The sequence below is a fragment of the Cohnella fermenti genome (genome assembly GCF_004801405.1).
GTDB lineage: Bacteria > Bacillota > Bacilli > Paenibacillales > Paenibacillaceae > Cohnella > Cohnella fermenti.
In genome coordinates this window covers 80,458-93,061 of the sequence record NZ_SSOB01000024.1, presented here as the reverse complement: position 1 = coordinate 93,061, position 12,604 = coordinate 80,458, and the positions used below count along the sequence as shown (strand labels likewise).

Sequence of the window (12,604 nt, the reverse complement as noted above, 5' to 3'; positions counted from 1 at the left end):
TCCTACAGACTCATGCCTCCGTCGACATGCCAATTCTGGCCCGTAATGTACCGCCCGGCCTCCGAGCAGAGCAGCTTGACGACACCCGCGCAATCCGCAGGCTCGCCGAATATGCCGGCCGGAATTTTGCTGCGCGTCCGCTCGGCGTATTCATGATCGCCGAGCGCCTCCGCATTCCGATCCGTCGCGATGACGCCCGGCGCGACGGAATTGACCGTAACGCCCCGCGACGCGAACTGCGGCGCCAAGGACAGCGCCATCTGCCTGAGCGCGGCCTTCGTGCAAGAATAGATCAGCATGTCGGGATGCGGCTTGACCTCCTGCACGCTGCCGATCGTCACGATCCGCCCCCAGCCCCGCTCCAGCATGTTCGGCGCGTAGCGTTGAACGAGCCGCAAGCCGGCAAGGAAGTTGCAGCCAAGCTGAAGCTCCAGCTCTCGCTCATTCATGTCCCGCCATGAGCTGCGGAATTGAACGGAGGCGTTGAGCACGAGAATGTCCGCTTCGGGGAGCGATGCCGCCATTATCTCCGCGCAGTCGGCACGGGACAGGTCCGCCTTGATCAATATGCAACTGCCTCCCATCGCCTCGACGGCCTCGCGAACCTCTCCCGCCTCGCGGTCCCTCCCATAATAATTGATCGCGACATCGGCCCCTTCGGCAGCCAGCGCCAACGCGATCTCGCGCCCGATTCCCCGGCTCGCGCCGGTGATCAGCGCCCGCTTGCCTGTTAGTTCTGCCACCTCAGAGCGCTGTCTGGGTATCATCCGGATCACCGTTCCGAGCCAATTCGTATTCGACGGTCCAGTCCAGATCGCGGTATTCCCGTCCCCGTTCATCATCCCGGATAAAGGCCGTCAGCATATCGAGCATCTCTTCCGTCCACGTGTTGCGATCGATCTCGGCCGTCGTGAAGATGTTCGCCGTCAGCATCTCGAAGCCGAAGACGTCCTTGATATGAGACTTGGCGGCCCCTTCCACCACTTCCTGCACCAGATGGCTCGGGATAAACAGGACCCCGCCTCCCGCACCGAACACAATATCGCCGGGCAGACAGACGGCCTTCCCGATTCGCACGGCCGTGTTGAAGCCGAGCATAACGAAGTCCCGAATCGGAGTCGGATCGATGCCGCGGTAATACACTTGCGTGTCGATCCGCTCCATCTGCTCGACATCGCGAATGCCACCCCAGACGACCGCTCCTCCCGTCTTCGTCCGCGCGGAGATTGCTGTGGTCAGATTGCCGCCGATGAAGGTGCCCTTGTAAATTTTGTCGAACATATCCGCCACGACGACGTCGCCTTCCACCAGCGAATCGATGACCCACTGATTGTAATTTCCTTTGCGGCCTTCCTCCATGCCAACTGCGAACAACGTCTCGTGCAGGTCCGGCCTTGCAGGAGCGAATGCACTCGTCACCGCCCTGCCGATCAGCTTCTTGTTGGCATGAAGCGTTCTCAGCTCTCCTTCGAACTGATTCTCATAGCCCTTCAGGAAGATCGGCTTCCACACCTCCTCCAGCGTCATTCCCTCCAGAGCCTTCAAGTATTTATCGGCCACCTTGGGACGCCCGTCCGGGAACCGTTCCCCCGTCCACTGCGGCGTAATCGCGATAATCTCTTCCTTCACGTTGAATCTCATTCGACCGGCTCCTCAATCAAGTTGTAGAAACGTTTCTCCAATTCGCAAAAAAAACGCCAATGACCGTAATCACCGGCAAGTTTGTCGAAGCTCCAGCGTGCAGGTCGGCGTCCGTACTTCGGGAACTCCTTGGCCGTCTATCCGGCGCAGCAGCATCTCCACGGCCATCTCGCCCATCCGCTCTGCAGGGATACGCACCGTACTGAGCGGCGGACACAGGTATGCCGAGTACGACTCCGTATTCGCGGCGATGACTTCCAATTGATCGGGCACGGCGATCCCGAGCACGCGCGCGGCCTCCAGCACGGCATGTCCGGTATCGGACTTGTTCGCCACGACGGCGCGCAGCTCGGGCAGACAGTCCCTCAGCTCCGCCGGATCGACGCATCTCTCCGGCAGCCCGGCTTCCGCCATGGCGTCCCGATACCCCTGCAGCCGGCTCGTCAGCTCGCGATAGCGGAGATTCATCGGAGCCGCGTACGCGATCTCCTTGTGCCCCTTCCCGATCAGATGCGAAGCGGCGAGGTAGACGGAAGCGTGGTAGTCGACATTGACATAGCTGACATCGGGATCGTTCGTGCTGCCGTTCATCATGACAAACGGAACTCCCGACTCCCGCATCAAGCGGATGTGGTCCGCTTCGTCGATCAGCCCGAGCGATTCGTGCGGCGAGATAAACAGAATGCCGTCCACGCTGCGCTCCTTGTAATAGTCCAGATACGCCTTGTCATCCGCCTGACTATCCTTGTGACAGAGCATGACCCGGTAGCCGCTGCCGGCAGCCTCTCGCATAATGCCTCTCAGCATATCCGTGAACACCATCCCGTCCAGCTCCCAATACGAGACGACCCCGATGACCATCGATCGGTTCCGTCTCATCCCGCTTGCCGCATGGTTAGGAACGTACTTCAGTCGGCTCGCCGCCGCCAATACCCTCTCCCGCGTCTCGGGAGTAATGGATTTCTTCGCAGAAGCGTTGAGCACGTACGACACGACGGAGATGCTGACGTTCGCTTCCCGCGCCACATCCTTGATCGTCGATTTCTTCCCTTGCGCCATCCCTTCACCTCGACTGTCGCGAACTTGTAGAAACGTTTCTCCAACCTATTATAACACCCGACTCCCCGCTTGTTCAACGGGGAATCGGCTGCGAATATCGTGCTATTCTACTCGATGTACTTCCCGAGCACCTCGATCAATTGCTCCCGCTCCGACGGCTTCGTCAGGAAGTCCGTGGCGCCGAGGGCGTACCCCTGCTGCAGATCCGTCATCATCGACCAGATCACGACGGGAATGGCCGCCGTCTGCGGGTCTTCCTTCAACGCGGTCAGCACCTTCCACCCATCCATGCCCGGCATCAGCACGTCAAGCACAATCGCATCCGGCTGACAAGTCCTGGCGAGCCTTAAGCCGTCCGCTCCGTTGTCGGCATAGGCCATGCTCCAGCCGGTTCTCGCAAGGTAACGCTCCATCAGCTCGCGATTCGACGGCTCGTCGTCGATCAGCAGCAGATTGGCGCGCTTCGAAGCGCCGAGCGTCTGCGCTTCCTCTTGGTCCGGTTGAATCGAGAGCTCGCCGCCGCGCGGCCCCTCCGTCGAATCGGGCAGCCAGCACGTCATGCAAGTGCCGACGCCTTGCTCGCTCTCGACCTGAATATCGCCGCCGAGCATCTGGCTGATGCCCTTGCTGATCGCCAGGCCAAGCCCGCTTCCTCCATACTTGCGCGTTGTCGAAGAATCGGCTTGCGTGAACGGCTGGAACAGCTTGGCCACCTGCTCCGGCGTCATGCCGATGCCCGTGTCCCGCACGGAGAACACGAAGCCGTTCCTCCCCTTCTTCCGCTCGGACAAGATGCGCACCGTGACAACGCCCTTGTCCGTGAATTTGTTGGCGTTGCCGATCAGATTGATCAGAATCTGCCGCACCTTGAGCATGTCCGTGAGGATGAACCCCTGGGCCTCGCATTCGTAAACAAGGCGGTTGCCCTTGTCCTCGATCAGCGGCCGCATCGTCGTCATCACGTCGTGCATCAATTCCTCCAGCGTGCACGCCTCGAGGTGCAGCTCCATCTTCCCCGCTTCGATCTTGGAGATATCGAGAATATCGTTGATCAGCGCAAGCAGATGCTTGCCAGCCCCGACGATCTTGCCGAGATCGTCGACGAACACCGTCTCGCCAAGCTCGTCCGCCTCCTCGCGAAGCATCTCGCTGTAGCCGATGATCGCATTGAGCGGAGTCCGCAGTTCGTGGCTCATGTTCGCGAGGAACTGGCTCTTGACCATGCTCGCATTAATCGCTTCATCCCGCATGCGGGCAAGCTGCTCGGTGCGTTCGGCCAGCGCCTCCTCCGCCTTGACCCGATCGGTAATGTCCGAGCGGATCGAGATGAATTGCCGCGGCTTGCCGGCCTTGTCCAAGTAAGGCACAATCGTCGTATTCATCCAGTACTCCGTGCCGTCCTTGGCACGGTTCTTCACCTCGCCGCGCCATACGCGGCCTGCGAGAATCGTCTCCCACATATTGCGGAAAAAAGTTTTGGGATGATAGCCGGAGTTAATGATGCGATGCGTGCGACCGATAAGCTCCTCTTGACTGTACTTCGAAATCTCGCAGAATTTATCGTTGACATACGTAATCACGCCCGCTCTGTCCGTAACGGCAACGATTGAAGACTCGTCCAGCGCATTCTCGATCTCCCGCAGGTTCTCCATCGCCTTGATCAGGCCGACCTCTTGACGCTTCCGCTCGGTGATGTCCGTGCCGAACGATACGCTCTGGTCCGCCCCGCCCGGCTTGCCGGACAGCGGCACGATCGTCAGCATAAGCGAGAAGCCGGTGCCGTCTGCCGCCAGGCAGTCCAGCTCCCCCTTCCACACCTTCCCCTGCCCGAGCGCCGCTTGCATGTCTGCGAAGAACTCCGGGGGATAGCCCCCGGACGACAGCGATTCGAACGAACGCCCGACCAGGCCGCCGGAATCCTGCTTCGCAATGTCGCAGAACAGCCGATTCACATACGTAAAGACTCCTTCATTATCCATAATGGATATGATTGAAGCTTCCTCGAGAGCTGCCAGCGCGAGCTGCACATCCTCGACCTGATGCAGAATACCGCTTAGCATAGCTCCTCCTCTTTTCCCTACTCTAGTCATCTTGCCTCCGAATGGCTATACCTTGCCATTATCACAGACGACTATCGCAAATTCAAGATGGTCGAAGCCAAATCTTCTTCGCCTTCCATTCGCCTGAGCCGATGACATTTGCGATTTTATGCGGTTTTTCGCATTCGTCGGCATGGATGGGAGGCAATTGCAGCGTTTTATGCGGTTTTACGCATACATTCGGGCACATCGGACTGGAATTTACTCCACGAATGCGGTTTTTCGCACAAAATCGTTCAAACACCCCGTTATCGAGCTGCGCCAATGTGATTTTTCGCATAAAACCCCGGTTGCCGCCGCTATCGCCCTCGCCTGCGGTCATCTCCGGCCCGAGTCTACTTGCGCTTCTCATCTTCGCTCCCCTTGCCGCTTCGTCCTCCCGGTTCGCCTTCAGTCTGACGGTCACCGTCGTCCCGGCGCCGGGGGCGGAGCGGATCGACAGGCCGTACTCGTCGCCTGCGTACAGCATGATCCGTTCGTTGACGTTGAACAGACCGTACGAGCTTCCGCCGCCGTCGACGCGCAATCCGCCGTCGGCTCCTTCGCGTTCGGACGGCGCTTCCGTCAGCAGGCGGCGAACCTGCTCCTCGTCCATGCCGATGCCGTCATCCGAGACGGAGAGAAGCAGCTCGTCCTGCTCAAGCCGGACGTCGATCCGAATCGTGCCCCGCTTGTCCTTCTTCTTGCGGATGCCGTGAAGCAGCGCGTTCTCCACGATCGGCTGCAGAATGAGCTTCGGCATGCGGCAGCTCTCCGCACCGGCCTGCACGTCCAGTTGGAAGTCGAACGTGTTCGGGAAGCGGCTGCGCTGGATCTCCAGGTACACTTCGGCCAGTTGCAGCTCGTCCTCCACGCTGACGATATCCTTCCCCCGGTTCAGGCTGAGACGGAAATACTTCGCCATCCGGTCGATCATCTGGCTGATGTCCGTCGCGCCCTTCCCGATCGCGATCCAGTTGATCGTATCCAGCGTGTTGTAGAGGAAGTGCGGATTGATCTGCGCCTGCAGCGCCCGAAGCTGCGCCTCGCGCTCCTGAATGCGCACGCGGTACTTCTCTTCCATTAAAGTCCGCACCCGCATGATCAGGTTGTCGACGCTTCGTTCGAGCAAGTGGAAGTCTCCGTTCACCGGCGGCAGATCGTTAAGCCCGTCGGAGCCTTCCTTGCGGATAACGGTAATCACTTGATTGACGCGGCGATTCATTCCGCGGACGATAATCGCCAGCAGCAGGAACGGCAGCATGAGGAATAGCGCCACATATTCCAGCAGCGATGTCCATTCCGCGCGCTGCGACAGCTCGACGGCCCGGCGCGACAACTGCGACTCGGTTCCTTGGGCGACAAGCTTCCAGCCGTTCGGCGAGAGCGATGCGTACAGCACGTCGGAAGCGACGCCGCCGACCTTGATCGCGGCGCTGCCTTCGCTGCCGCGGGAGATCGCTTCGCCGACGGCGCGATCCACCTCCGTTCCGACCTTCGAACGGTCGGTATGGTAAACGATCGTTCCTTCGGCATCCGTCAGATAGACCTGCGTGCCCGGAGCAAGCTGAAGGGTCGACAGAATATCGGACACCATGTCCTCCCGGACGTCGATCATCAGCACCCCGGACACCTTATCGTAGTCGTGGGGGTCCCGGAGCATCCGCGCCGCCGAGAAGATCGACTGCTCGCCCGCGTCGAGGTACGATTCCCGGTAATCGCCCGTCCATACGATTCTCCCGCCCGCTGCGATGATCGGATCGTACCACGGCCGGTCCTTCAAGCTGTCCAACGCGAAGAAGTTAATCCGTTCGCCCGAGTAAATCTTCGATCGGTCGACGAACAGCCGAACGCGGAACACGTCGGAGTTCGTCTGGACGGTCGTCACGAGGTAGCGCAGATCCTTGATGACCTCGAGCTGGATCGCAATCGATTGATCGTCCGCTCCGACCGCCAAGTAATCGTGCAGATTCGCGTTCATGAACGCCGCGTTGCCGATATCCTCGATATGCTCGAGCCGATAGCTCAAGTTGCTCGCCGCCTGCTTCAGCGCTTGCTGCGTCGTGCGGATGACCTCGCTTCGCAGAATCGAGCCCGAGCGCTCGTAATAGCCGTACAGGAATACGCCCGCCGGCACGACGATCAGCAGCAGATACGCCAGCAGCCACTGGCGCGGAATCGAGAAGCGATGGAAGACGCGGCCCAGGCCGCCTTGACGAGCCGCCCCTCTACGCATGGTTCTGGCGATAGACGCTCGGCGTGACGCCGGTCGCCTTCTTGAACAGCTTCGTGAAGTAGCTCGGGTCCGTGTACCCGATCGCATAGCAGATATCGTAGAACTTGTACTTCGGATCGCGCAGCAGCGTCTTCGCCTTCTCGATGCGCACCTCGGTCAAGTATTCGTTGACGGTCTGCCCCGTCTCTTGCTTAAACAGCAGGCTGACATACGTCGGCGACAGATAGACCTCCTTGGCGATCTCGGCCGCGGTCAAGCCGCCGTCCGCATACTTCTCCTCGATGACCGTCTTCACCCGGTCGACGACGTTAAGCGACTTGCTCGAGCGCTTGTCCCGAATTCGCCCGCACACCGCCGACAGATGCGCCTCGAGCAGCAGCCTCATCCCCCCGAGCGTCTCTTGCTCGTTCAGCGTGCTCCACAGCTTCGCCTCGGAAGCTTCCAGCTCCGGCGTCTGCGCTCCCAGCTCCAGCAGCAGTTGGCCGACGGCCAGCACGATCTGCAGGCAGACGCTGCGGCCGTACTTCAAGCCGTCCCTGCGGTTGCGGGCGAAGTTGGCGAAGACGTCGGCGAGAAGCTCCGCCAGCCTGGCTTCGTCGGCCGCCTTGAGCGCGGCCAGCAGCCGCTCGTTCTGCTCGGGCGCATGCTTGCTCCAGCCTTCTTCCTCCGGCGCGGAGATCTCCAGGCTGTCCATCGTAATGATCCGGTTCTTGCCCAGGTACCACTTCCGTTCGGCGGCTTCGGCGGCTTGCTTGTAAGCGCGCGGAAGCTCGCAGAGGTCGTTCGCCCGATCGCCGATGCCGATCGTAACGCCGAGCTTCAGCCAGCGCTGCAGATTCGCCTGAATGTCCGCGGCCAGCGCGATGAGCGCCTCCGTCGCATCGGAAGCGTTCCCGCCCGCCGCCCGCACCCGCAGCAGACCGACGAATTCGCCCTGCCGATTCTCGATCGCGTAGCCGCCGATATGCCGCTCGATCAGCTCCTGGCAGACGTTAAGCGCCGCATACCAGAGCAACTGGCAGTCCCGCACGCTGCGGCTGGCCGCTACCTCGGCCAGATCGTCGACGGAGACGACAAGCGCCCAATAGCCGGCATCGTCCGGCAGATCGAGCCCAAGGAAGTCGATGCGCTCGCGCAGGTCGTTCTTCGGCGCGCCGCTGTCGATCAGCGACAGCAGGAACTTCTCCCGCAGCAGCGGCAAGCCTTCCTTCAGCTTCTCCTGCATCTCGCGCCGAAGCTCGCGTTCGGCCCGGTCCGCATCCAGCTCCTCCACGACGCGGCGAACCGTCGAGCTTAGCTCTTGAAGGTTCACCGGCTTGAAGATGTAATCGACCGCGCTCAGCTTCATCGCCGACTTCAAGTAATCGACATCGTCATGCCCGCTGACAAAAACGATTTTGACGCCGGGGTCGCGCTCCAGAGCGAGGCGCGACAGCGTGATTCCGTCCATGTTCGGCATCCGGACGTCGGTCAGAATCAGATCGGGAGGCTGCCGATCGATCACCTCGAGCGCGACGTCCCCATCGTCCGCTTCTGCCGCCACCTCGATGCCGTAGGACGCCCAATCGAAGTAAGTGCGCAAGCCGAACCGCACGGTCGGCTCGTCGTCCACGATCAACAGCTTATACATACCGCTCCCCCTTCCTCTTCCTGATTCAACTGCCTCGATCCCACCCGATTGTCTCGATCCGCTGCCTCAATCCCACCCGGCCGCCTCGATCCGCCGCCGATCCTCGTCCGCCGATCCCCGTTGCCGCTCCGGCGCTTAAGCGCCGGCGAAGCGCACGCCCTGCGCGACCAAGCGCTCGCGCAGCGCTTCCGCCGGCACCTCCTTCATCGCGCACGCCCCGTCCAGCGCCAGGGACGCGGCGATTCCCGCCGCTTGCCCAAGCGCGTAGCAGGTCGCCTGCACGCGCATCGACGACATCGCGACGTGCGTCGCCGAGATGGCCCGGCCTGCGACGAGCAGGTTGTCGAGCTCGGCGGGAACCATGGAGCGATACGGAATATCGTACCCGTCCACCTTCCGCTCGTCCGTCGTCTTCTTCGCATCGGGGCTGTGGATGTCGATCTCGTAATTCGTCTGCGCGACCGCGTCCGGGAAGCGGGAACCGCGGACGACATCCTCCTCCGACAGCGTGTACAGCCCGCGAATCTGATTCGTCTCCCGCACGCCCGTCTGCGGCGCGATATGCGTCAGCGCATAGCTCTCGAAGCCGTTCTTCTGCAAGTAATAGGCGATGGAGAACACCTGCCGCAGCGCTTCGGCTTCCGCGTAGTTGACATCGTCGATCTTCGCCCCGTTCGCCTTCACGCGCGACATGTTGACGAGCAGGGAGCCGTCGCCGTTGCGCTCCCAATACAGCCTGCGGCCTTGCGGCAGATCGGATACGTCCTTGTATTCATAGCAACCCTCCGGCAGATAAGCTTTGACCGGCTGGCCGGTATTCTGCATCGTGAACATCAGCGTCATCGGCTGGGTGAGGCCGTCCTCTTCCCGTCCGGTCGTATACGGCACGCCGGCGTCGATCGCAACGCGGGCATCGCCGGTGCCGTCGATGAACGTCTCTCCCTCGAACGCCCTCAGTCCTTCGCGGGTCGAGACGACGACGGCCCGGATGCGGCGGTTCTCGACAATCGTTCCGACGAATTCGCAGTGATAATAGACTTTGACGTTCTCCTTCTTCATCTTCTCATTCAAGTAGTGTCGAAGCAAGAACGGCGAATATTGCGGCGCAATCGAGCTGTCGTGATCCGGCGGAAGGTGATCGGCCATCGTCTCCGCGATGATCTCCCGATAGATGCCGGTGACATTGCCGATCGGCATGAAGACGCTGACGTTGGCCAGCGTGCCCATGCCGCCGAGCTGCGCGGACTTCTCGATCAGCGCGACGCTCTTCCCGCTCCGCGCCGCCGAGATAGCCGCAGCCGTCCCCGCCGGGCCGCCTCCGATGACGACGACGTCGGCGCGCCATTGCGTGCGCACCTCTTGCTTGTACTCGTAGCTCTCGTTATGCATATCCATTCTCCTCCCATGTTAAGAGGCGACGGCCCGGAAGGGGCCGCCGCCTTGCATTACTTGGCCGCGGTCGCGTACCAGTCGTTGATCTCCTTCGCGCTTGCTTCCTCGCCGGCCGCCTTGTACTTGGCTTGGAACGCATCCAGCCCCGACAGCGAATCGGCTCCCGCAATCAGCTTGATCGTGTAATCGGCCACCATCGTCTCCAACTGCTGGTTATACTTGGCGTAATTCGGCATATAAGGCGCAAGCCCGAGCGGATTCGAGATCTTCACCTCGTCCGGCTGTTGGTTGTTCAGTTGGTCGAACGCCTCGAACATAACCGGATTCTTGTGAACGCGCGCCTGCCAATAGAGCGGGTAGTTCGCTTCGTCCGTGCCGGACATATAGTTGTTCGCCAGGTTGCGCTCATCGTTGAAGATCGGAAGAATCGGCATGAACGCCCCGTTCTCGACCGTGTAATGAACCCCTTCTTCGCCGACGGCCAGTTCCTTGAACGTCTCCGCCTCGAGCGTCGCGTCGATCCACTTGATCGCGTCTTCCGGATGCTTGGACGCCTTCGGAATGAAGGTCAGCCGGTCGAACCCGGCATTGCCCGAGAAGCCCGCTTCGCCGCCCGGCCCCTTCAGCGCGCCGACATATGCGAACGTCGCGTTCGGCTCGTTCTTCTTGAGCGCTTCGTCAATGCTCGGAATATCGGCCCAGTGAATCACGATCGCGCCGGCTTGGCCGCTGGAGAACTTCTCCTTGGTCGTGGCTCCCTTATTGACGACGAACTGATTGTCGATAAGCCCTTCCTTGTACAAGTCGGCCATGTAGCCGACATAATCCTTGTAGGACGGGTCGAGCAGACGCGGCACGAGCTCGCCATCCACGTCGTTCCACGTATTCGGCATCCCGAACGCGCCGACGATGCTGTCGAGGAACGCATTGTCCCCGTTCATCGTGAGCGGCACGTCCTGATCGCCGTGGCCGCCCGGGTCCTGCTCCTTGAACGCCTTCAGCACGGCCTTCAGCTCTTCCGTCGTTGTCGGCATGTCCATGTCGACCTTATCAAGCCAATCCGTGCGAATCAGAATGCTCGAGCCTACCTTATACGTCAGCATGGACGGAAGCGCATACAATTTGCCGTCGATCTTCAGCGCATCCATCGATTGCTGCGAGATGGCCTTCTTGATGTTCGGGCCGTACTGCTCGATCAGCGGCGTCAGATCGGTCAGCGCCCCCTTCTGGGCGTAATCCGAGTAGAGCGCCATGTCGGCGGCATAATGAACGGTATCGTACGCTTCTCCCGAAGCCATGAGCAGATTGAGCTTGTCGGCCGCCTTGTCCTGCGGAAGCGTGTCGTACTTCACCTTGTAGCCGGTCTTCTCCTCAAGCATCTGCGCGACCGGATACGTGTTCGGGTCCTGGTCCTGCCAGACGGTCAGCCTTCGCAGCGTCGGCTTCTCTCCCGCGGAATCCGCCGAGCCGGATGCGGCCGGGGATGCCGCAGCGCCTTGCGAAGCCGTGCCGGCGGCATCGTTGCCGCCATTCGATCCGCACGCGGCGGTAACCGCAAGCAATGCGGCCACGGCCGTCAATTGCAACCCTTTGGTGCTCATCTTCATGTCGTAGACCCTCCTAATAAGGATTATATATCATTAATCTTCCGGGCAAACCCCGGCAGAGTTAATGCGATGCGATGCCCGCAGGCTCAGCCCTTGACCGACCCGATCAGAACGCCTTTGATAAAATACTTCTGCAAGAACGGGTACACGAGAAGAATCGGAATGGTGGACGCGATAACCGTTGCCGCCCGGACCCCCTCCGCCGGCACGTTCATCAGCTCTTCCGCGCTGCGGTTCAGCGACGAGGTGTCCGCGTTCATGACGATGTCCTGAAGGTACAACTGCAGCGGCTTTAGCGACGTGCTGTTGATGTAGATCATCGGGTTAAAATAATCGTTCCAATAATAAACCGCGTAGAACAGCCCGATTGTCGCCAGCACCGGCCCGCTAAGCGGGAGGACAATCCGGAACAGGATCGTGAAGTTGCGCGCCCCCTCCAGCTTGGCCGATTCCTCAAGACTGGCCGGCAGCGATTCGAAGTAGCTTTTGATCACCAGCATGTTGAACACGCTGACCAGCGCAGGGAGAACAAGCGCGCCGAGATGGTCGATCAGGTTCAGCTCCCGAACGAGCAGGTAGTTCGGAATGATGCCTCCGTTGAACATCATCGTGAAGATAAACAGGACAATGATCACGCCCATGCCCGGCAGCTCCCGCTTCGACAGCGGATATGCCGTCATGGCGGTCACGACGAGGGAGGCCAGCGTGCCGATGACGGTCACGAGCGCCGAGATCCACAGCGAATGAAGGAATTGCGAATTCGTGACGACGTACCGCAGCGTATCAAGCTGGAAGCCGATCGGATAGAGCCCGACCTTGCCGGACACGATCGCCCACTCCTCGCTGACCGACTTCGACACGACGTTCGCGAACGGCAGCAGCGTGATGAGGCCCATGGCGATCAGGACCAAATAAGTGAATGCGTCCAGCGTTCTGTCTCCGAGCGTTCTGCTTCGCATAT

General features: G+C 60.6%; 9 protein-coding genes and 2 pseudogenes. All 11 read right to left on the bottom strand.

The features are described 5' to 3' along the window. Window positions 1-2: 2 nt before the first annotated feature. Window positions 3-743, bottom strand: a complete 741-nt coding sequence (locus E6C55_RS18735) for an SDR family NAD(P)-dependent oxidoreductase (RefSeq protein WP_211093612.1) — start codon at window positions 741-743, stop codon at window positions 3-5. Between the two features lies 1 nt (window position 744). Then, entirely contained in the window at window positions 745-1,641 is an 897-nt protein-coding gene (locus E6C55_RS18730) for an RraA family protein (protein ID WP_136371343.1), read from the bottom strand. Between the two features lie 69 nt (window positions 1,642-1,710). Beyond that, window positions 1,711-2,700 carry a LacI family DNA-binding transcriptional regulator gene (locus E6C55_RS18725; protein WP_136371342.1) on the bottom strand — a complete coding sequence of 330 codons (990 nt, stop codon included), beginning with the start codon at window positions 2,698-2,700 and terminating at the stop codon, window positions 1,711-1,713. A gap of 107 nt (window positions 2,701-2,807) precedes the next feature. Then, window positions 2,808-4,760 carry a PAS domain-containing hybrid sensor histidine kinase/response regulator gene (locus E6C55_RS18720; RefSeq protein WP_168735740.1) on the bottom strand — a complete coding sequence of 651 codons (1,953 nt, stop codon included), beginning with the start codon at window positions 4,758-4,760 and terminating at the stop codon, window positions 2,808-2,810. An 82-nt stretch (window positions 4,761-4,842) separates the two neighbouring features. After that, window positions 4,843-7,014 (bottom strand): cache domain-containing sensor histidine kinase, encoded by a 2,172-nt coding sequence (locus E6C55_RS18715; RefSeq protein WP_136371340.1) that lies wholly within the window; start codon window positions 7,012-7,014, stop codon window positions 4,843-4,845. Further along, a complete protein-coding gene (locus E6C55_RS35445) occupies window positions 7,007-7,399 on the bottom strand; it encodes a helix-turn-helix domain-containing protein (protein WP_407923753.1) in 393 nt (130 codons plus the stop codon). Before E6C55_RS35445 ends, E6C55_RS18715 begins: the two co-directional genes overlap by 8 nt. A gap of 360 nt (window positions 7,400-7,759) precedes the next feature. After that, a pseudogene (locus tag E6C55_RS35440) lies at window positions 7,760-8,155 on the bottom strand (response regulator); the annotation flags it as partial. Window positions 8,156-8,308: 153 nt separating this feature from the next. After that, window positions 8,309-8,644: pseudogene (locus E6C55_RS35435) on the bottom strand (response regulator); the annotation flags it as partial. A 135-nt stretch (window positions 8,645-8,779) separates the two neighbouring features. After that, on the bottom strand, window positions 8,780-10,033 hold the full coding sequence (locus tag E6C55_RS18705; protein WP_136371338.1) for an FAD-dependent oxidoreductase: 1,254 nt from the start codon (window positions 10,031-10,033) through the stop codon (window positions 8,780-8,782). Between the two features lie 56 nt (window positions 10,034-10,089). Then, on the bottom strand, window positions 10,090-11,643 hold the full coding sequence (locus tag E6C55_RS18700; RefSeq protein ID WP_136371337.1) for an extracellular solute-binding protein: 1,554 nt from the start codon (window positions 11,641-11,643) through the stop codon (window positions 10,090-10,092). An 86-nt stretch (window positions 11,644-11,729) separates the two neighbouring features. Continuing rightward, window positions 11,730-12,602 (bottom strand): carbohydrate ABC transporter permease, encoded by an 873-nt coding sequence (locus tag E6C55_RS18695; RefSeq protein ID WP_136371336.1) that lies wholly within the window; start codon window positions 12,600-12,602, stop codon window positions 11,730-11,732. Window positions 12,603-12,604: the final 2 nt, after the last annotated feature.

What these genes read in the sequence shown, in the direction of transcription:
- E6C55_RS18730 (WP_136371343.1), bottom strand. Translation starts at nt 1,641, where the DNA reads ATGAGATTCAACGTGAAGGAAGAGATTATCGCGATTACGCCGCAGTGG.
- E6C55_RS18725 (WP_136371342.1), bottom strand. Translation starts at nt 2,700, where the DNA reads ATGGCGCAAGGGAAGAAATCGACGATCAAGGATGTGGCGCGGGAAGCG.
- E6C55_RS18720 (WP_168735740.1), bottom strand. Translation starts at nt 4,760, where the DNA reads ATGCTAAGCGGTATTCTGCATCAGGTCGAGGATGTGCAGCTCGCGCTG.
- E6C55_RS18715 (WP_136371340.1), bottom strand. Translation starts at nt 7,014, where the DNA reads ATGCGTAGAGGGGCGGCTCGTCAAGGCGGCCTGGGCCGCGTCTTCCAT.
- E6C55_RS35445 (WP_407923753.1), bottom strand. Translation starts at nt 7,399, where the DNA reads ATGAGGCTGCTGCTCGAGGCGCATCTGTCGGCGGTGTGCGGGCGAATT.
- E6C55_RS18705 (WP_136371338.1), bottom strand. Translation starts at nt 10,033, where the DNA reads ATGCATAACGAGAGCTACGAGTACAAGCAAGAGGTGCGCACGCAATGG.
- E6C55_RS18700 (WP_136371337.1), bottom strand. Translation starts at nt 11,643, where the DNA reads ATGAAGATGAGCACCAAAGGGTTGCAATTGACGGCCGTGGCCGCATTG.
- E6C55_RS18695 (WP_136371336.1), bottom strand. Translation starts at nt 12,602, where the DNA reads ATGCGAAGCAGAACGCTCGGAGACAGAACGCTGGACGCATTCACTTAT.